This is a genomic window from Mycobacterium neglectum (assembly GCF_002591975.1).
Taxonomy (GTDB): Bacteria; Actinomycetota; Actinomycetes; order Mycobacteriales; family Mycobacteriaceae; genus Mycobacterium; species Mycobacterium neglectum.
Genome location: NZ_NVQE01000032.1, coordinates 51,765 through 69,302 on the forward strand (window position 1 = coordinate 51,765; position 17,538 = coordinate 69,302).

The window sequence follows — 17,538 nt, forward strand, 5'->3', positions numbered from 1 at the left end:
GGCCCCGAATTGATGACCGCGACGTCGGTCACTGATCTGTCCGGTAGGGATGCCTCCGGCCCTCACCTCGGTTACGGTTCTGGCGTGGCAACTCCGACCGTGCCTTTCGACTACGCCGAGAAAGAGGCGTCCGATTCGCTACAGGCGGCGTACTTCCGCGGCGCGCTGGCGGATCAGCGGGTTCTGATCGCCGCGGAGCTCGTCAGACAGACCAGGAAGTTGAATGGGCTGTCCACCAGGACGGATGCGGTGGCCATCAGCCAGCTACGCCGCGATATCCGCGCCAATGAAGTCGAATGCCGCGATCTGGACCGCATGATCGCCGCGCTGGACCGCCGGTTCACCGCGCTGTGGGCTAACCAGTAGCGCCCAGCGGCGCCGCCGTCCGAGTATCCAGCCTTGCCGACAGCCGATTGAGCTCGGCGACCGCATTGCGTTCGACGAACAGCGGGATGTACTCACGTACCGGCCGACCGTCATAGCGGCGGTGCATCTCACGGACCACTCGCACGACCGTCACCGGGTCGAGGGTGGGGTTCCGGTTGATGAGGCGCTGCACCACCTCGGCGATGCGCCGCCGTTCGCTCACCTCTGATGATTCGTTCACACACCGTGGAACGCACAATCGGCGCGATAGATTCACATCTCGGCTTATCGCTCGCGGGCTAGACGATCGACAGCGCGATGCCGTCGAGTATGTCGTGCTCACTGACCACCAGTTCGTCGATGCCCGCCCGGCGGCCAAGCGCATTCGCGAGTTCCTCAACGATGATCGCTCCGCCGCCGATGACGTCGACCCGGCCCTCGTGCATCGGCCCCAGGGCAGCACGTTGCGCCCGCGTCATCGCAATCAGCCCATCGCAAACAGGCAGCAGATCTCCGAAAGCGCACCGGGACAGGTGAATTGCCTCGGGGTCGTAAGTCGTCATCTTGTGCGCCAGCGCTGACACCGTCGTCATGGTGCCCGCCACGCCAACCCAGGTGCGGGCGCGTTCGACGGGTACCACGCTGAACGCCTGGTCCAGCCCGTCACGGACGACCTCCCGTGCCGCGGCGACCTCTTCCGCGGCCGGCGGGTCGGAGTGCAGGCAGCGCTCCGTGAGCCGCACACACCCGATGTCGGCGGAGAAGCTGGCCTCCACGTCGCGCACCCCCAGGACCACTTCGGTCGACCCGCCGCCGAGATCGACCACAACGAAAGGGCCGGTAGCCGTGTCTAATTCGTTGATCGCCCCGCGGAAGGACAGTTCGGCTTCCTCAGTCCCGGTGATCACCTCGGCAACCGCTCCGGGGACCACCGCACCCAGAACCTCGGCGGTCATTGCGAAGAAGACGTCGCGGTTGGAGGCGTCGCGCGTCGCGGAGGTGGCGACCATGCGCACCGTCGACACCTCATGTCTGCGCAACATCTCGGCGTAATCGGTCAGCGCCGTCCGGGTGCGAGCCAGTGCGTCGGGGGCGAATTGACCGGTCGCGTCGACCCCCTGGCCGAGCCGGACGATCCGCATCTCGCGCTGCACATCTGAGACCTTGCCGTCTTCGATGTCGGCGATCAGCAGCCGAATCGAGTTCGTGCCGCAGTCGATGGCGCCAACCCTATTCATGCGCTCCACGTCTCCCGTTCCAGAATTCCCGCCATCGCCGGTTCGGCGGCCAGTATCGCCAGCGCTTCATCGCCGAATGGGTTCACCCCGGGACCCTTGGCCAGCGAATGCGCCATCACCACGTGCAGGCATTTCACCCGATCGGGCATCCCACCACCGGAAAACGTTGTGCCCAAAGACTCTATCGCGTCACGCTCGGCCAGGTAGGACTCGTGCGCCCGGCGATACGCGACGGCGAGCTCCGGATCGTTCTGGAGGCGCTCGGTCATATCCCGCATCAAACCGGAGGACTCGAGCCGGCTGGCGGCGGCGGTCAGCGCAGGGTGCGTCAGGTAGTACAACGTCGGAAACGGCGTGCCGTCAGGCAGCTTCGGCGCCGTCTTGACGACGCCAGGATCACCGTCGGGGCATCGGTACACGATCTCCAGAACACCGCGAGGTTCGCGACCCAGTTGCTTGGCGACCGCCTCCAGATCCGCCGGCTCAACCACCGGGAGCGGGCGCATTGTTCGGAGCGGGCGCGGGAGGGACCACCGGCCCGGGTGCCGGTGCGGGCGCAACTCCGTACGGCTTATCGGCGATGGTGCCCCACAGTGCGGTGTACCAGGGCTGGTCGGGGTTGGCGGTGGCCGTTTCGACACCGGGCGTCGCCGGCGCCGCGCTGCCGGGAGGCAGCTGCACCTGATACGGAATTTCGCCGGGCATCACGAATCCGAGACGTTCACGCGCCTGGGCGGCGACGAAAACCGGGTCGGCCAGCTTGATCTTCTGCTGCTCGAGCTCGGCGATCTGCGTGCGCAGTTGTTCCTCGGTCGCCTTGAGCTGTTTCATCTCGGTGCGCTGCCCGAAGTAGGTGCGCACGGGTCCGGCGATCGTCAACGTCAGCACACATACGACCGCGGCCAGGATCGCCGCCCGTCGCGCCGCGGACCCGAACCGTTGTTCGGACTGCTGTTCTGCGGCCTCCGCAATCGATCTCCGGATCGCATCGCCGGCACCCTCCGGCTCAGAAGGTTGAGCATCGGCCTCGGGCGTCGCCGCGGGGCGCGGCTCGGTCGCGCGGGGCTCGCGCCGTGCGGGCGATGCGCCACGCGGACGGCCTCGGGACGCCTCCGACTTGCCCGGCTTTCCTGGTCGAGAAGTCGGGGATCGGCGCTTCGGATCGGGCCGCTTCGCTTCGGGCACGGGCTATTTGGTCTCCACCGAATAGCGCGGGAATGCCAGGTCGCCCGCATACCGGGCGGCATCGCCGAGCGTCTCCTCGATGCGCAACAACTGGTTGTACTTGGCCACACGCTCGCTGCGGGCCGGTGCGCCGGTCTTGATCTGGCCGCTGCCGACCGCGACGGCGAGGTCGGCGATCGTGGTGTCCTCAGTCTCGCCGCTTCGGTGGCTCATCATCGTGCGATAGCCGCTGTAGTGGGCCAGCGCCACCGCATCCAACGTCTCGGTGAGCGTGCCGATCTGGTTGACCTTCACCAGAAGTGCGTTGGCCGCGCCCCTTTCGATACCGTCCTCGAGACGCTCGGGATTGGTGACGAACAGGTCGTCGCCGACAATCTGGACGCGGTCACCGATCGCTGCGGTGAGTGCCACCCAGCCTTCCCAGTCGTCCTCCGACAGCGGATCCTCGATCGACACCAGCGGATAGGAATCGATGAGCCCGGCATAGAACTCGATCATCTGCATGTCGGTTCGGGTCTCTTTCTCGAACTGGTAACCCGTTCCGTCGGTGAAGAATTCGGTTGCCGCAACGTCGAGGGCCAGCGCCACGTCGGATCCGGCCTTGTAGCCGGCGCCCTCGATGGCCGTCAGGATCAGATCCAGCGCGGCCTTGGTGCCTGCGACGTCAGGAGCGAATCCGCCCTCGTCGCCGAGCCCGGTGGACAGGCCCTGCTTCTTGAGCACTGACTTCAGCGAGTGGTACACCTCGGTGCCCCACCGCAGCGCCTCCTTGAAACTGGGGGCACCGATCGGGGCGACCATGAACTCCTGGACGTCGACGCCGGTGTCGGCGTGGGCGCCGCCGTTGAGGATGTTCATCATCGGCACCGGAAGGATGTGCGCGTTGGGGCCGCCGAGATACCGGAACAACGGCAGCCCCGCGGACTCCGCTGCAGCCTTCGACACGGCCAGCGATACGCCGAGGATGGCGTTGGCGCCGAGGCGGGATTTGTCTGGGGTGCCGTCGAGATCCAGCAGCGCCTGGTCGACGAGCCGCTGGTCGTCGGCGCTCAACCCGATGACGGCGGGTGCGATCTCGTCGAGTACGGCTTCCACGGCCTTGGTGACGCCCTTACCGCCGTAGCGTGGACCGCCGTCGCGCAGCTCGACCGCCTCGTGTTCACCGGTGGATGCGCCCGAGGGCACCGCAGCCCTGGCGAACGTGCCGTCCAGCAGGGCCACCTCGACCTCGACGGTCGGGTTGCCACGGGAATCGAGGATCTCGCGGGCTCCGACCTGCTCGATGATGGGCACTTGCGCCTCCGTGGTAGTGGATGAACGGTGAAAGGATCCTGCCGGGTTTGAGCCTAGAGGTTGCGCCGCTGTGTGGCGTGTTCAGAGGGGGTGTCCGTCGGCGTACGCCGTCGCCCAGTCGCGCACGGTACGCGCGTACTGGTCGGAATGGTTGTACGCGCGCAGGGCATCCATCCACCCCCGCGGGGTGGCCAGGTCCTTGCCCCGCCAGCACAGGTAGCCCGCCGCTGACAGTGCCGCATCGTCGAAGTTGTCCGGGCTGATGACGCCGTCGTTGTTGGCGTCCACGCCGTACAACTTCCAGGTGTCGGGGATGAATTGCATCGGGCCCATCGCGCGGGCGTGGACCGACTCTTCGTCGTGGCTGACGCCCTCGCTGTCGAAGATCTCCAGGTTTCCGTTGGTACCGTCCAGACGGACACCCCGGATCGGCGGGTTGACGTCGCCGTTCTCGCCGATCGTCGCGCCCCGGAACGTGCCGTGATGGCTCTCTACCTCGCCGATACCCGCGAGCGTCGTCCACTCCAGATGGCAGTCGGGGTTCTCCACCTCGGCCACCCGAGCCGCGTACGCGTAGGCCTCCAGGGCCGCGATGGGGATCCCCAGCTCAGGGGCGCGCTCAGCCGCCCATTGGCGCAGCTGATCGGCGGGGCGACCGTCGGCGTACGTGTCGATTTTGGGCACAGGGTCGCCTGCTGGAGGTGGCACACCCTCCGGAATAGGGGTGCCCACCTGCCATGAGCAGCTAGAAGCCATGAGCAGCGCCGTCGCTCCCACTACCGCGACCGCTCGCAGCCAACGCACGCGCGACACCAAACTCCCTCGAACCAACCTCGGTCATGCCATCGTCCCACGCGCTCAGGGCACGGTGGGAAGGCGCGGCCGACCTCTGCTCCGCCGAATCTCAGTTAACCGGGATCATCGGGATTCGACGACCACCTCTTGATCTTCCAGATCCTCGCCGTTCCCGCCACTAGAGACCTCGCCAGAAGCCTCGGCGGGCGCAGGCCAATGCGCTCGCCACTCGTCCTCCGAGATATCGCCAAGTGCCGCCGCGTCGAGTTCCTCCGGCACATCCGATCCGCGTCGGGCCGCGGCGACGGCGAGCTCGGCAGTGCGCACGGTGTCCATGAATTCCAGAACCGACGAACGCAACGCGTTCTCGCTGTCGACATGGGCGGCAACGCTGACCGATGTCAGGGACCCCGGGATCAGGTCGGTGGGCATGCCTGCCCCGGTGACCCGTTCAATCACCTTCTGCGCCAACGCCAATGCTGGCTGCCCGGTCGGCACATCGTCCATGACAGAGCGCACACCCTTGTTCGAACGCTCTATGGCCTTGCGCTCTTCCCATTGTGCGAGCTGATCTTCCAGCGAGATCTCTTCGCCGGCCAGCACCGCGGGCACGCGGTTCACCAGTTTTCGGATCAGCGAATCCGCGACGTCGTCGATGGAGAACGGGCGTTCTGGGGCGTCCTCGGCGATGCGCGCGTGAAAAAGCACCTGCAACAACACGTCTCCGAGTTCGTCACGCAAATCGTCGGCGTTGCCGCTGCGCACCGCATCGAAGACCTCATACGTCTCCTCCAGCAGGTAGCGGCGCAGCGAATCGTGGGTCTGCTGACTCTCCCACGGGCCTGCCGTGCGCAACTTGTCCATCATCGCCACGGCGTCGAGGAGCCGCTCACCCGCCGAGGCGCCCGGCGCCTTGATGAGCGTGTCCCCGGCCGCCAGGCGCGCCTTGACCGCTGGGTGGTGGGGATCTGACGACAGCAGCACCGGCGCGGCTTCTTCTTCCGACGCGTCGTACGAGCACGGCCTGGCCGCAGGCAGTGACCACGGCACCCTGACCGGCATCTCTTCGGTGTACTGCACGTCTCCGGCCAGCAGGTCGATCGCTTCGACAGGCACCAGCGAAGGGCGCCGTGGGTCGACCAAAACGACGGTCACCGGGCTCCACCCCCTCACTCGTTGATGAGATCGCTGATCTCGGTCATACAAACATTGTCAGACTCGACTCGCCTGGTGAGAACCGGCAGGGCCGTGACGCGGCGATGGCCGCCCTGCCTGAAGGCAGGGCGGCCATCGTGAGCTATCTCTGGGCTCAGGCCGGGATCACCCAGTGACCCGGCGCCTCATCGAAGAACGGGTTGACGATCCCGTTGACCGTCGGCAGTTTCTTCAACTGCCCTGGCGGAATGTGTCCGACCGGCACCCTGAAGTAGTTGTCCACCTCAGGGAAGTTAACACTCGGCAGATTCACGTCGGGAACGTTGACCGCAGGCACGTTCACATCAGGAACATTCACCGCAGGCACGTTCACATCAGGAACATTCACCGCAGGCACGTTCACATCAGGAACATTCACCGCAGGCACGTTCACATCAGGAACATTCACCGCAGGCACGTTCACATCCGGCACGTTAGGAATGCCCGGGACGGGAATCGGAGGCGGTTTCGGCGCAGCATGCGCGAGGCCTGCGCCCAAGCCGAGCGCGCTGAGTCCCAGTGCACCGGTCATCGTCGTGGTTACTGCCAATTTCTTGAAATTCATGTTCAACTCCTTCGCCTTGCGTCACCGCGACACGCACCGAAAAGTCCGGTGGTTGTGGTCATCGCGTGATTTCGGTTTAGGGAATTGCTTAACCGCCTGGTAGACGATCGCCGCCCGCGGTATGGACGACAACGCAACACCTTGACCCCCCGACGGGTATGTCGGATCCGCACCTCGGTGCGTTAACAGTGCTGACCGAGCCAAAGCGGGTGTGCAGCCACAAAACGCCGTGGCGAGCAGGCGTTTTAGACCGTCGAATCGCGATCAGAAATTATGTTGACGCTGCCCTTCGGCTTGCCGTCCAGGGCCGTCAGCAGGTCGGCGACCATCTGCACGAGTTCAAGATCACGGATGCGCGGCGCCGCCACACCGTCGCCCGCGCGGGGAATCGGCACCTGCACCGTCGACGTCGTCGCGCGATAGGCCGCGCTCGGATACAACCGCTTCAGACGCAGCTGCTGTGAATCGACCAACGTCAACGGCGACAGTTTCAGCGTCGCCTCCGACACCGTGCTCATCTCGGTCACCCCGTAGTGCTTGCACAGCAATCGCAGCCGTGCCACCGCAACCAGCCGCCTGGCGGGCTCGGGCAGCGGGCCGTACCGGTCGACGAGCTCGTCGATCACCGCATCGACCGCGGCATCGTCAGAAACCGCAGCCAATCTGCGATAGGCCTCCAGTCGCAACCGGTCGCTGCCGATGTAGTCCGGCGGCAGATGCGCGTCGACCGGCAGGTCGATCCGCACATCCTTCGGTTCCTCAGGCGCCAGAACCGTTTTCCCGTCGGCCGCGGCGCGATAGGCCTCGACGGCTTCGCCGACAAGGCGCACATACAGGTCGAAGCCGACGCCGGCGACGTGGCCGGACTGCTCGGCACCGAGAACGTTTCCGGCACCGCGAATCTCGAGGTCTTTCAGCGCCACCGCCATCCCGGCGCCGAGCTCGTTGTTCTGCGCGATGGTCGCCAGCCGGTCATATGCGGTCTCGGTGAGCGGAACCTCCGGCGGATACAGGAAATACGCGTAGCCACGTTCGCGGCTGCGGCCCACCCGGCCACGCAGCTGATGCAGTTGCGACAACCCGAAGGTGTCGGCGCGCTCCACGATCAGCGTGTTGGCGTTGGAGATGTCGAGGCCCGTTTCGACGATGGTGGTGCACACCAGAATGTCGAATTCGCGGTTCCAGAAACCCTCGACCGTGCGTTCCAGCTGTTCTTCGGGCATCTGCCCGTGCGCGACGGCGACGCGGGCCTCGGGGACGAGCGCGCTCACCCGGGTGGCGGCCTGGTCTATCGACCGCACCCGGTTGTGGATGTAGAAGGCCTGCCCGTCACGCAGCATCTCGCGCCGCAGTGCCGCGGCTACCTGCTTGTCGTCGTGGGGGCCGACGTAGGTCAGCACCGGGTAGCGCTCCTCGGGCGGGGTGAGGATCGTCGACATCTCCCGGATACCCGCCAGGCTCATCTCCAGCGTGCGGGGAATCGGCGTGGCGCTCATGGTCAGCACGTCGACGTGGGTGCGCATCGACTTGATGTGCTCCTTGTGCTCGACGCCGAATCGCTGCTCCTCGTCGACCACGACCAGGCCGAGGTCCTTCCATGTCACGCCGGTCTGCAGCAGTCGGTGGGTACCGATGACGATGTCGACCGAGCCGTCCTTCATGCCCTCGAGCACCCCGCGCGACTGGGCGGGGTCGGTGAACCGGGACAGGCCCTTCACGGTGACGGGAAACCCCGCCATCCGCTGGGTGAAGGTCTGTAGATGCTGATCGGCCAGCAGCGTCGTGGGCACGAGGACAGCGACCTGCTTGCCGTCCTGCACCGCCTTGAACGCCGCGCGCACCGCGATCTCGGTCTTGCCGTATCCGACGTCGCCACAGATCACCCGGTCCATCGGAACGGGCTTCTCCATATCGCTTTTGACCTCGGTGATGGCCGTGAGCTGGTCGATCGTCTCGGTGAACCCGAACGCATCCTCCATCTCGGCCTGCCACGGGGAGTCGGGGGCGAACGCGTGACCGGCCGAGGCCTGCCGCTTGGCGTACAGCGAGACCAGCTCGGCGGCGATCTCACGCACCGCCCGGCGGGCCTTCGTCTTGGTGTTCGTCCAGTCGCTGCCGCCGAGCTTGCTCAAGGTCGGTGACTCGCCGCCGACGTAGCGCGACAACTGATCCAGCGAATCCATCGGGACGTACAGCCGGTCCGACCCGCCGCCCCTTTTCGAGGAGGCGTACTCCAGCACCAGGTACTCGCGGCGGGCACCGCCGACGACCCGTTCGGTCATCTCGACGAACCGGCCGATGCCGTGCTGGTCGTGCACCACCAGATCGCCGGCGGCCAGTGCCAGCGGATCGACCACGTTGCGCCGCTTGGCGGCCAATCGCTTGCCCTCGGTGGCCGCGGCCCGGTTACCCGTCAGATCCGTCTCGGTGATCACCACCAGGTTGGCGCCGGGGATCACGACGCCGTCGTGCAGCGGCCCCTTGAGCACGTTGACGATCCCGTCCCGCAGATCCTCGCCCGGCTCCAAACAGACTGCTGCCGCGTCGGATTCGCGGAGTTGCTCGACGACGCGGTGCGCGGTGCCGGTGCCGGGCGTTACGACGGCGGCATGCCCACCGGTGAGGACGTGGGCGCGCAACATCGCGAAGATCTCGGTGACAGCAGAAGCACCGCTCTGCTGGCCACGCGCCGACGGTGCCGGCCGGATGTCGATCTCGAGTGCGGACTCGTCGGGCAGCTGGCTCAGCGTCCACCACGGGTGGCCGCCGTCGCGGGCCGCGCTGCGGGCGTCGTCCAAACCGATGAAGCCCGACGCGCCCATCGCCTCGAGGTCGATCGGCGCGTCACCGCCGACCGCCGCCGTCGACCATGAGGCCTCCAGGAACTCGCGGCCGGTCTTGATCAAGTCGGCCGCGCGGGTGCGGACCTTCTCGGGGTCGCAGATCAGCACCGGTGCGCCGGATGGCAGGTGTGCGGTCAGCGTGGTGAGGTCGGTGGGACGCAGCAATGGCAGCAGCGCCTCCATCCCGTCGACGGGGATGCCCTCGGACAGCTTGGCGAGCATGTCCGGGATGCTGCCGGAAACGGAGTTGTCGACCACCGGGTGCTCGGCGGCCAGGGCGGCGGCGCGATCGCGGACGTCCTCGGTCAGCAGCACTTCACGGCACGGGACGGCGATGAGCGCTTCGACGTCGATTTCCGGAATGGTCCGCTGGTCGGCGACGGAGAACATCCGCAGCTCCGAAACCTCGTCACCCCAGAACTCGATGCGCACCGGGTGCTCGGCCGTCGGCGCGAAGACGTCGAGGATGCCGCCGCGCACGGCGAACTCCCCGCGCTTACCGACCATGTCGACGCGGGTGTAGGCGAGGTCGACGAGCCGGGCGATGACGCTTTCGAATTCGGCCTCAGCCCCGATGGTCAACGTCACCGGCTCGATATCGGCGAGGTCGGGGGCCATCGGCTGCAGCAGCGACCGCGTCGTCGTCACGACGACTCGCAGCGGTGGGCCGAGGCGTCCGTCGTCCGGTTGCGCCAGCCTGCGCAGCAGCATCATGCGCGCGCCGATGGTGTCGACGCCAGGGGACAGCCGCTCGTGCGGCAGCGTCTCCCAGGAGGGGAACAGTGCGACCGCGTCGCCGAACACACCCTGGAGTTCGGCGGTCAGGTCATCGGCTTCGCGACCGGTCGCGGTGACGACGAGCAACGGGCCTGCGGTCGCGAGCGCGCATGCGACGTACACCCGTGCACTGGCCGGTCCGACCAGGGCGAGGTCGCGGGGCTTTTCAGCGGCACGGCTGGCGACCTGCTGCAGAGACGGATCCCGCAGCGCCAGGTCGACGACCCCGGCGATCGGGGTCTGGGCATGGTTGATCCCCGATGCGGTCATGATGAGTCCATCGTAGGCACTTGCGATTTCGGCGTGCTCGGTCACGCTGAGCGGTACCCGGCACGCCGAAACCGCTACTCGTCGAGCAGGGGCGGGTCGTTCTCGAGGTGCATCAGGCCGTTCCAGCACAGGTTGACCAGATGCGCGGCGACGACTTCCTTCTTCGGCTCCCGCACATCGAGCCACCATTGCGCCGTCATCGAGACCGATCCGACCAGGGCCTGCGCATACAGCGGCGCCATCTCGGCGTCCAGCCCGCGGCGGGAGAAGTCCCCGGCCAGGATCGAGGACACTTGGTTGACGGCCTCGTTGAGCAGCGTCGAGTAGGTGCTGCCCGACGTGATCGACGCCGGGGAATCGCGGATGAGGATGCGGAAGCCGTCGGTGCGCTCGTCGACATAGGTCAGCAGCGCCAGCGCCACCCGCTCGATACGCAGACGGGACCGATTGTTGGTCATCTTCGTCAGCGATGACGTGATGCGGTCCAGCAGCGCCGACATCTCGCGGTCGACCACCACGGCGTAAAGCCCCTCCTTGCCGCCGAAATGCTCGTAGACGACGGGTTTGGAGACGTTTGCGCGCTGCGCGATCTCCTCGATCGAGGTGCCCTCGTAGCCGCGCTCGGCGAACAGCGACCGCGCGATGGCGATGAGCTGGTGTCGTCGCTCCGCGCCGGTCATTCGGGCGCGGGGCGTCCGCATATTGCTGTCAGGGCTGTCGGGCTTCGGGGGCACTGCCACGGCTTTCAGGGTATGCCCTTGCACTAACATCACGGGTTGATCGATCCGTCGTGGTGTAATCGGCAGCACCTCTGATTTTGGTTCAGAAAGTTCAGGTTCGAATCCTGGCGACGGAGCACTTTGCCTCGCAGCGTGGGCCCACACGAAGTAGGGGAAGTGCGCAACTGGCCAAGGAAGACGGCGTGTCACCCGCAGACACGCACGTTCGCGGGGAAGGGAAACCCTATGACCCAGGGGCCCACTGATTCGGCCATCGTCGTTTTGGCGGCAGGCGCAGGCACACGGATGCGTTCCGATACCCCGAAGGTGCTGCATCCGCTCGCCGGCCGCAGCATGCTCGCGCACGCCCTGCACGCCGTCGCCAAGGCGGCGCCTCGGCACCTTGTGGTGGTGGTCGGCAAGGATCGCGACCAGGTGGTGCCCGCGGTGGAGGAGCTTGCCGGCGACCTCGGCCGCAGTATCGACGTCGCGGTGCAGGACCAGCAGCTGGGCACCGGCCACGCCGTCGGCTGCGGCCTGACGGCGCTGCCCCCCGACTTCACCGGAACCGTCGTGGTCACCTCGGGTGATGTGCCCCTGATGGACGCCGAAACGCTCGCCGACCTGATCGCCACGCACAGCGGAGAGTCCGCGGCGGCGACGGTCGTGACGACGACGCTGCCTGACCCGACCGGCTACGGCCGCATCTTGCGCACCCAGGACCGCGAGGTAATCGGGATCGTCGAACAGGCCGACGCCACCGCATCGCAACGGGCCATCACCGAGGTCAATGCCGGCGTCTATGCGTTCGACATCACCGCGTTGCGGTCGGCGCTGAGCCGCCTGCGCTCGGACAACGCGCAGCAGGAGCAGTACCTGACCGACGTCATCTCCATCATCCGCTCCGACGGCCACGTGGTTCGGGCCAAACAGATCGACGACGCGATGCTGGTCGCCGGCGTCAACGACCGGGTGCAGCTGGCCGCGCTCGGCACCGAACTGAACCGTCGCATCGTGGCCGCACACCAGCGCGCCGGGGTGACGATCACCGACCCGGCCACCACGTGGATCGACGTCGACGTCACGATCGGCCGCGACACCGTCATCTACCCCGGCACGCAACTGCTGGGCAACACCCGCATCGGCGGACACTGCCAGATCGGCCCCGACACCACGCTGACCGATGTCACCGTCGGCGACGAGGCGATGGTGGTCCGCACCCACGGCAGTCAGTCGGCGATCGGTGGCGGTGCCGCCGTCGGCCCCTTCGCATACCTGCGGCCAGGCACAGTGCTGGGTGCCGAGGGCAAGCTGGGCGCCTTCGTCGAGACGAAGAACTCCACGATCGGGGCCGGCACGAAGGTGCCGCACCTGACCTATGTCGGTGACGCGGACATCGGCGAGAACAGCAATATCGGCGCGTCCAGCGTGTTCGTCAACTACGACGGTGAGACGAAGAGCCGGACCACGATCGGCTCCCATGTGCGCACCGGATCCGACACGATGTTCGTCGCGCCGGTCAGCATCGGCGACGGCGCCTACACCGGCGCGGGCACCGTGGTGCGCGAGGACGTGCCCCCCGGAGCGCTGGCCGTATCGGCCGGACCCCAGCGAAACGTCGAGGGCTGGGTATCGCGCAAGCGGCCCGGATCGGCAGCAGACAGGGCCGCACGCCGGGCCTCCGGCGAAGAAACCGACTCGGACGACCCCGCAAAGCCGTGAGCCGGTTGCCAGGTGTTGGTGATCTGGCAACCCGTACGATTGAGCCGATATCGATCCCCAAGTAATGAGGGCACCGTGGGCACCGAGTGGACCGACAACCGCAAAAATCTGATGCTGTTCTCGGGTCGCGCGCACCCCGAACTGGCTGAGCAGGTCGCCAAAGAGCTCGACGTCCCGGTGACCGCGCAGACTGCTCGCGACTTCGCCAACGGCGAGATCTTCGTCCGCTTCGACGAGTCGGTCCGCGGCTGCGACGCGTTCGTGCTGCAGTCCCACCCCGCGCCGCTCAACCAGTGGCTGATGGAACAGCTGCTCATGATCGATGCGCTCAAACGGGGTAGCGCCAAGCGCATCACGGCGATCCTGCCGTTCTACCCGTACGCCCGCCAGGACAAGAAGCACCGTGGTCGCGAGCCCATCTCCGCGCGCCTGGTCGCCGACCTGCTCAAGACGGCGGGCGCGAACCGGATCCTGACCGTCGATCTGCACACCGATCAGATCCAGGGCTTCTTCGACGGTCCCGTCGACCACATGCGGGCGCAGAAACTGCTGACCGGCCATATCGCCGAGAATTACGCCGACCACGACATGGTCGTGGTCTCCCCCGACTCTGGCCGCGTGCGGGTAGCCGAGAAATGGGCCGACGCACTAGGTGGCGTGCCGCTGGCCTTCATCCACAAGACCCGGGACCCGCTGGTGCCCAACCAGGTGAAGTCCAACCGTGTCGTCGGCGATGTGAAGGGCAAGACCTGCATCCTCACCGACGACATGATCGACACCGGCGGCACCATCGCCGGCGCTGTCAATCTCCTGCGCGCCGACGGTGCCAGCGACGTCATCATCGCCGCCACCCACGGCGTGCTCTCGGATCCCGCGGCGCAGCGGCTCGCCGACTGCGGTGCACGGGAGGTCATCGTCACCAACACGCTGCCGATCGACGAAGAGAAGCGCTTCCCTCAGTTGACAGTGCTGTCGATTGCGCCACTACTGGCCAACACCATTCGCGCCGTGTTCGACAACGGTTCTGTCACCAGCCTTTTCGACGGGTCCGCGTAGTGCCAGACGGAACCATCTATCACAACCCGAAGTGCAGCACCTCCCGCAAGACGCTGGAACTTTTGCGGGACAACGGTATCGAGCCGACAGTCATTCAGTACCTCAAGACACCGCCGACCCGTGCCGAACTCGCGAAGATGATCAAAGATGCGGGTATCGATGTGCGCACCGCCGTGCGCAAACGCGAATCGCTGTACGGCGAACTGAAACTGGCCGATGCCGGCGATGACGAATTGCTCGACGCCATGGCCGAACATCCGATTCTCATCGAGCGGCCATTCGTCGTGACACCGAAGGGAACCCGGCTGGCCCGGCCGATCGACGCGGTGCGCGAGATTCTGTGAGGGTTCGCCGGTGCGTGGTAGCCGCCGCGCTGGCGGTCTTCGCCGCATCGGGTTGCGCGCAGGAACCGCCTGACTACCAGTCGATCTTGTCGACATCGCCAGCGACGACGACGACCACCACCGAGCCGGGCAGTGAGCCGCCGGTACCCATCGCGACGTACCTGGAGCAGAAGGGCGTCGTCGGTGAACCCATCCCGGCGGACAAGCTCACCGACCTCACGGTGACGTATCCGACGCCGCCAGGCTGGAAGCCCTTCGTCAACTCGAATCTGTCGCCGGGCACCCGCATGATCGCCAAGGGCACCACCTATCCGACCGCAATGGTGATCGTGTTCAAGCTCAACGGTGACTTCGATGTCGATGAGGCCATCGGGCACGGTTATGTCGACGCCGAAATGTCGGAGAACTTCAAGCGCCTCAACGCCTCGATGGACAACTTCAGGGGTTTCCCTTCGGCCATGATCGAGGGCAGCTACGACCTCAACGGCGCCCGCATGCACAGCTACAACCGCATCGTCATCGCGACCGGAGCGCCGCCGGCCAACCAGCGGTACCTCATCCAGTTCACGGTGACGGGCTACGCGGACAAGGCCGCCGAGGAGGCGCCCGATATCGAGGCAATCATCAGGGGCTTCAACGTCGCGGTACCCAAGGCGCCCCCGCCTCGCTGATTCTTGCGCGAAATTGCATTCCAGCAGCGAAAGTTCGCTGCTGGAATTCCATTTCGGCGAATCGTCACTAGGGTGGGCGCCATGACTCAATGGACCGCCGCCGACCTGCCCTCTTTCGCCGGACGGACCGTCATCGTGACCGGAGCCAACAGCGGACTTGGCCTGATCACTGCCCGGGAACTGGCCCGGGCCGGCGCGAAGACGATCCTCGCGGTGCGCAACACCGCCAAGGGCGACGAGGCCGCCGCGTCCATCTCGGGTGACGTCGAGGTCCGCAAACTCGACCTGCAGGACCTCGCGTCGGTGCGCACCTTCGCCGACGGGGTCGACAGCGTCGACGTGCTGGTCAACAACGCCGGCATCATGGCGGTCCCCTACGCGCTGACCGTCGACGGCTTCGAGAGCCAGATCGGCACCAACCATCTCGGCCATTTCGCGTTGACGAACATGCTGTTGGGAAAGATCACCGACCGGGTGGTGACGGTGTCCTCCGGGATGCATCTCATCGGCCAGATCAACCTCAACGATCTGAACTGGAAGGCACGCCCGTATTCGCCATGGCGAGCCTACGGACAATCCAAGCTGGCCAACCTCCTGTTCACCAGCGAGTTGCAGCGGCGATTGAACGCAGCGGGATCACCACTGAAGGCGCATGCCGCCCACCCCGGTTACTCGGCGACCAACCTGCAGGGCCACACCGGCCGCAAGGTGGGCGATACGTTGATGACGTTCGGGAACAAGCTCGCCACCAACGCCGACTTCGGCGCCCGTCAGACGCTGTATGCGGTGGCGAAAGACCTCCCGGGCGATTCGTTCATCGGGCCGCAGTTCGCGATGTGGGGACCGACCGGCCGCACCCCGCTGCGCAGTCCGCTGGCTCGCGATGCAGCGAAGGCCGCCGGTCTGTGGGAGCTGTCCGAGCAGCTCACGGACACCAAGTTCGGGCTCTGATTTGGGGTTGAGCAGCAGCTCCGACTATTCTGGCTGCTAATCACGGCGAGGGTGGCTGGGAATCCAGCAAGCCACCGTTATCGACGCGAACCGATCTCAGAGGTTGCGCCCTGGCCGTGCTCGACACACGACACAGGAGCTGAACCCGATGGCAAAGAACGCGCCGAACAACATCGCCGCAGCGGTCCGCACGGAAACCGGCAAGGGTGCGTCACGCCGCGCCCGCCGCAACGGCAGGGTGCCGACGGTCCTTTACGGCCACGGCAGCGATCCCCAGCATCTCGAGCTGGATGCCCATGCCTTCTCGGCCGTGCTGCGCCACGCAGGCACCAACGCGGTGCTGACCCTCGACATCGAGGGTAAGGAGCAGCTGGCGCTCACCAAGTCACTCGTGATCCATCCGATCCGCCGCAACATCACCCACGCCGACCTGCTGGTCGTGCGCCGCGGCGAGAAGGTCACCGTCGAGGTCAACGTTCTCGTCGAAGGCGACGCGGCCCCGGGCACCCTGGTCGCCCAGGACGCGAACACCATCACCATCGAGGCCGACGTGCAGTCGATTCCTGAAAACCTCACGGTGTCCATCGAGGGCGCCGAAATCGGCACGCAGTTCACCGCCAGTTCAATCCCGCTGCCTGATGGCGTGTCCCTGATCTCGGACCCCGAGACGCTGGTAGTCAACGTTGTCGCCGCCCCGACCGAGGAAGACCTCGAGGCCGAGGGTGCCGGCGAGGCCGCCGAGGGCGAGGCCCAGGGCGAAGCCGCCGAAGGCGAAGCAGCCGAGGGCGAAGGCGAAGCCGGCGAAGAGGCACCCGCCGCGGAATCCGAGTAGCTGGGCATGGCCGAGCCCCAACTCGTGGTCGGCCTCGGCAACCCTGGTCCGCAGTACGCCACGACCCGGCACAATATCGGCTTCCTCGTCGCCGACATCCTGGCCGACCGCATCGGCTCGGGCTTCAAGGTGCACAAGAAGTCGGGGGCCGAAGTCGTCACCGGTCAACTCGCCGGCCGATCGGTGGTGCTCGCCAAACCGCGTTGCTACATGAACGAGTCCGGGCGGCAGGTCGCGCCGCTGGCCAAGTTCTATTCAGTGGCGCCTGCGGACATCGTCGTCATCCACGATGAGCTCGACATCGACTTCGGGCGCATCCGGCTGAAGACCGGCGGCGGCGTCGCCGGCCACAATGGTCTGCGGTCGGTGGGGTCTGCGCTGGGCACCAACGACTTTGCGCGGGTCCGTATCGGGATCGGTCGTCCGCCCGGCCGGATGGAGGGCGCAGCGTTCGTGCTCGGCACCTTCACCTCCACCGAGTGGAAAGACGTGCCGACGATCTGCGAGCAGGCCGCCGACGCCACCGAACTGCTGGTCTCACAGGGCCTGGAGCCTGCCCAGAACACCGTGCACGCCTGGGGCTGACGCCTCTAGGAGGGCGCTGAATAATCGGCGTGCCTTCTATGAAATGGGCGTTGAGCTGGGATGATGAGTTGATGCAGGGCATGGAGCGCGCTGATCGGGAACTGTTGGATGCCCAGGCGCTGGTCGGTCATC

General features: G+C 66.4%; 18 protein-coding genes and 1 tRNA gene. 9 read left to right on the top strand and 10 right to left on the bottom strand.

Going from position 1 to position 17,538, the window contains the following annotated elements; all coding sequences use genetic code 11:
• Positions 1–84: 84 nt before the first annotated feature.
• Positions 85–366: a hypothetical protein gene (locus CSQ99_RS22045; RefSeq protein WP_099041150.1), complete on the top strand. Its 282-nt coding sequence runs from the start codon at positions 85–87 to the stop codon at positions 364–366.
• Here CSQ99_RS22045 and CSQ99_RS22050 read toward each other — a convergent pair.
• From CSQ99_RS22050 to CSQ99_RS22095, 10 genes are all read right to left on the bottom strand, one after another.
• Positions 356–607: a three-helix bundle dimerization domain-containing protein gene (locus CSQ99_RS22050; RefSeq protein WP_099041130.1), complete on the bottom strand. Its 252-nt coding sequence runs from the start codon at positions 605–607 to the stop codon at positions 356–358. The two genes, CSQ99_RS22045 and CSQ99_RS22050, sit on opposite strands and share 11 nt — an antisense overlap.
• A 58-nt stretch (positions 608–665) precedes the next feature.
• Positions 666–1,604, bottom strand: coding sequence for a Ppx/GppA phosphatase family protein (locus tag CSQ99_RS22055; protein ID WP_099041152.1), 939 nt, complete (start codon positions 1,602–1,604; stop codon positions 666–668).
• Positions 1,601–2,095 (bottom strand): DUF501 domain-containing protein, encoded by a 495-nt coding sequence (locus CSQ99_RS22060; RefSeq protein WP_099041151.1) that lies wholly within the window; start codon positions 2,093–2,095, stop codon positions 1,601–1,603. The genes CSQ99_RS22055 and CSQ99_RS22060 overlap by 4 nt, the downstream gene beginning before the upstream one ends.
• Complete coding sequence (locus tag CSQ99_RS22065; protein ID WP_099041131.1) at positions 2,088–2,789, bottom strand: FtsB family cell division protein; 702 nt, start codon at positions 2,787–2,789, stop codon at positions 2,088–2,090. The genes CSQ99_RS22060 and CSQ99_RS22065 overlap by 8 nt, the downstream gene beginning before the upstream one ends.
• 3 nt (positions 2,790–2,792) lie before the next feature.
• Positions 2,793–4,082, bottom strand: a complete 1,290-nt coding sequence (eno, locus tag CSQ99_RS22070) for a phosphopyruvate hydratase (RefSeq protein WP_099041132.1) — start codon at positions 4,080–4,082, stop codon at positions 2,793–2,795.
• Between the two features lie 81 nt (positions 4,083–4,163).
• Positions 4,164–4,895, bottom strand: a complete 732-nt coding sequence (locus CSQ99_RS22075; RefSeq protein ID WP_099041133.1) for a lytic transglycosylase domain-containing protein — start codon at positions 4,893–4,895, stop codon at positions 4,164–4,166.
• 105 nt (positions 4,896–5,000) lie between these two features.
• Positions 5,001–6,032, bottom strand: coding sequence for a nucleoside triphosphate pyrophosphohydrolase (locus CSQ99_RS22080; protein WP_099041134.1), 1,032 nt, complete (start codon positions 6,030–6,032; stop codon positions 5,001–5,003).
• A 154-nt stretch (positions 6,033–6,186) separates the two neighbouring features.
• The gene (locus CSQ99_RS22085; protein ID WP_099041135.1) at positions 6,187–6,636 is read right to left on the bottom strand and encodes a hypothetical protein; all 450 of its coding nucleotides are present in this window, start codon (positions 6,634–6,636) and stop codon (positions 6,187–6,189) included.
• Positions 6,637–6,881: 245 nt separating this feature from the next.
• A complete protein-coding gene (gene mfd, locus CSQ99_RS22090) occupies positions 6,882–10,526 on the bottom strand; it encodes a transcription-repair coupling factor (protein WP_099041153.1) in 3,645 nt (1,214 codons plus the stop codon).
• 74 nt (positions 10,527–10,600) lie between these two features.
• Complete coding sequence (locus CSQ99_RS22095) at positions 10,601–11,206, bottom strand: TetR/AcrR family transcriptional regulator (protein WP_099041136.1); 606 nt, start codon at positions 11,204–11,206, stop codon at positions 10,601–10,603.
• A 104-nt stretch (positions 11,207–11,310) separates the two neighbouring features.
• On the opposite strand from CSQ99_RS22095, the gene CSQ99_RS22100 reads away from it, so the two are divergent.
• The 8 genes from CSQ99_RS22100 to pth all read left to right on the top strand — a co-directional run bounded on the left by CSQ99_RS22100 (position 11,311) and on the right by pth (position 17,406).
• Positions 11,311–11,382 (top strand) — tRNA-Gln (locus CSQ99_RS22100).
• A gap of 109 nt (positions 11,383–11,491) precedes the next feature.
• Positions 11,492–12,967, top strand: coding sequence for a bifunctional UDP-N-acetylglucosamine diphosphorylase/glucosamine-1-phosphate N-acetyltransferase GlmU (glmU, locus tag CSQ99_RS22105; protein ID WP_099041137.1), 1,476 nt, complete (start codon positions 11,492–11,494; stop codon positions 12,965–12,967).
• 75 nt (positions 12,968–13,042) lie between these two features.
• Entirely contained in the window at positions 13,043–14,023 is a 981-nt protein-coding gene (locus tag CSQ99_RS22110; RefSeq protein ID WP_099041138.1) for a ribose-phosphate diphosphokinase, read from the top strand.
• Entirely contained in the window at positions 14,023–14,367 is a 345-nt protein-coding gene (arsC, locus tag CSQ99_RS22115) for an arsenate reductase (glutaredoxin) (protein WP_099041139.1), read from the top strand. The genes CSQ99_RS22110 and arsC overlap by 1 nt, the downstream gene beginning before the upstream one ends.
• The gene (locus CSQ99_RS22120) at positions 14,364–15,038 is read left to right on the top strand and encodes an LpqN/LpqT family lipoprotein (RefSeq protein WP_245909035.1); all 675 of its coding nucleotides are present in this window, start codon (positions 14,364–14,366) and stop codon (positions 15,036–15,038) included. Before arsC ends, CSQ99_RS22120 begins: the two co-directional genes overlap by 4 nt.
• An 81-nt stretch (positions 15,039–15,119) precedes the next feature.
• Positions 15,120–15,989 (top strand): oxidoreductase, encoded by an 870-nt coding sequence (locus tag CSQ99_RS22125; protein WP_099041140.1) that lies wholly within the window; start codon positions 15,120–15,122, stop codon positions 15,987–15,989.
• A 148-nt stretch (positions 15,990–16,137) separates the two neighbouring features.
• On the top strand, positions 16,138–16,821 hold the full coding sequence (locus CSQ99_RS22130; protein WP_099041141.1) for a 50S ribosomal protein L25/general stress protein Ctc: 684 nt from the start codon (positions 16,138–16,140) through the stop codon (positions 16,819–16,821).
• Positions 16,822–16,827: 6 nt separating this feature from the next.
• Complete coding sequence (gene pth / locus CSQ99_RS22135) at positions 16,828–17,406, top strand: aminoacyl-tRNA hydrolase (RefSeq protein ID WP_099041142.1); 579 nt, start codon at positions 16,828–16,830, stop codon at positions 17,404–17,406.
• The last annotated feature ends 132 nt before the right edge of the window (positions 17,407–17,538 follow it).

Excerpts from the sequence above, each read along its gene's own strand:
- mfd (WP_099041153.1), bottom strand. The coding sequence starts at position 10,526 with ATGACCGCATCGGGGATCAACCATGCCCAGACCCCGATCGCCGGGGTC.
- CSQ99_RS22085 (WP_099041135.1), bottom strand. The coding sequence starts at position 6,636 with ATGAATTTCAAGAAATTGGCAGTAACCACGACGATGACCGGTGCACTG.
- CSQ99_RS22055 (WP_099041152.1), bottom strand. The coding sequence starts at position 1,604 with ATGAATAGGGTTGGCGCCATCGACTGCGGCACGAACTCGATTCGGCTG.
- CSQ99_RS22125 (WP_099041140.1), top strand. The coding sequence starts at position 15,120 with ATGACTCAATGGACCGCCGCCGACCTGCCCTCTTTCGCCGGACGGACC.
- glmU (WP_099041137.1), top strand. The coding sequence starts at position 11,492 with ATGACCCAGGGGCCCACTGATTCGGCCATCGTCGTTTTGGCGGCAGGC.
- pth (WP_099041142.1), top strand. The coding sequence starts at position 16,828 with ATGGCCGAGCCCCAACTCGTGGTCGGCCTCGGCAACCCTGGTCCGCAG.
- CSQ99_RS22130 (WP_099041141.1), top strand. The coding sequence starts at position 16,138 with ATGGCAAAGAACGCGCCGAACAACATCGCCGCAGCGGTCCGCACGGAA.
- CSQ99_RS22095 (WP_099041136.1), bottom strand. The coding sequence starts at position 11,206 with ATGACCGGCGCGGAGCGACGACACCAGCTCATCGCCATCGCGCGGTCG.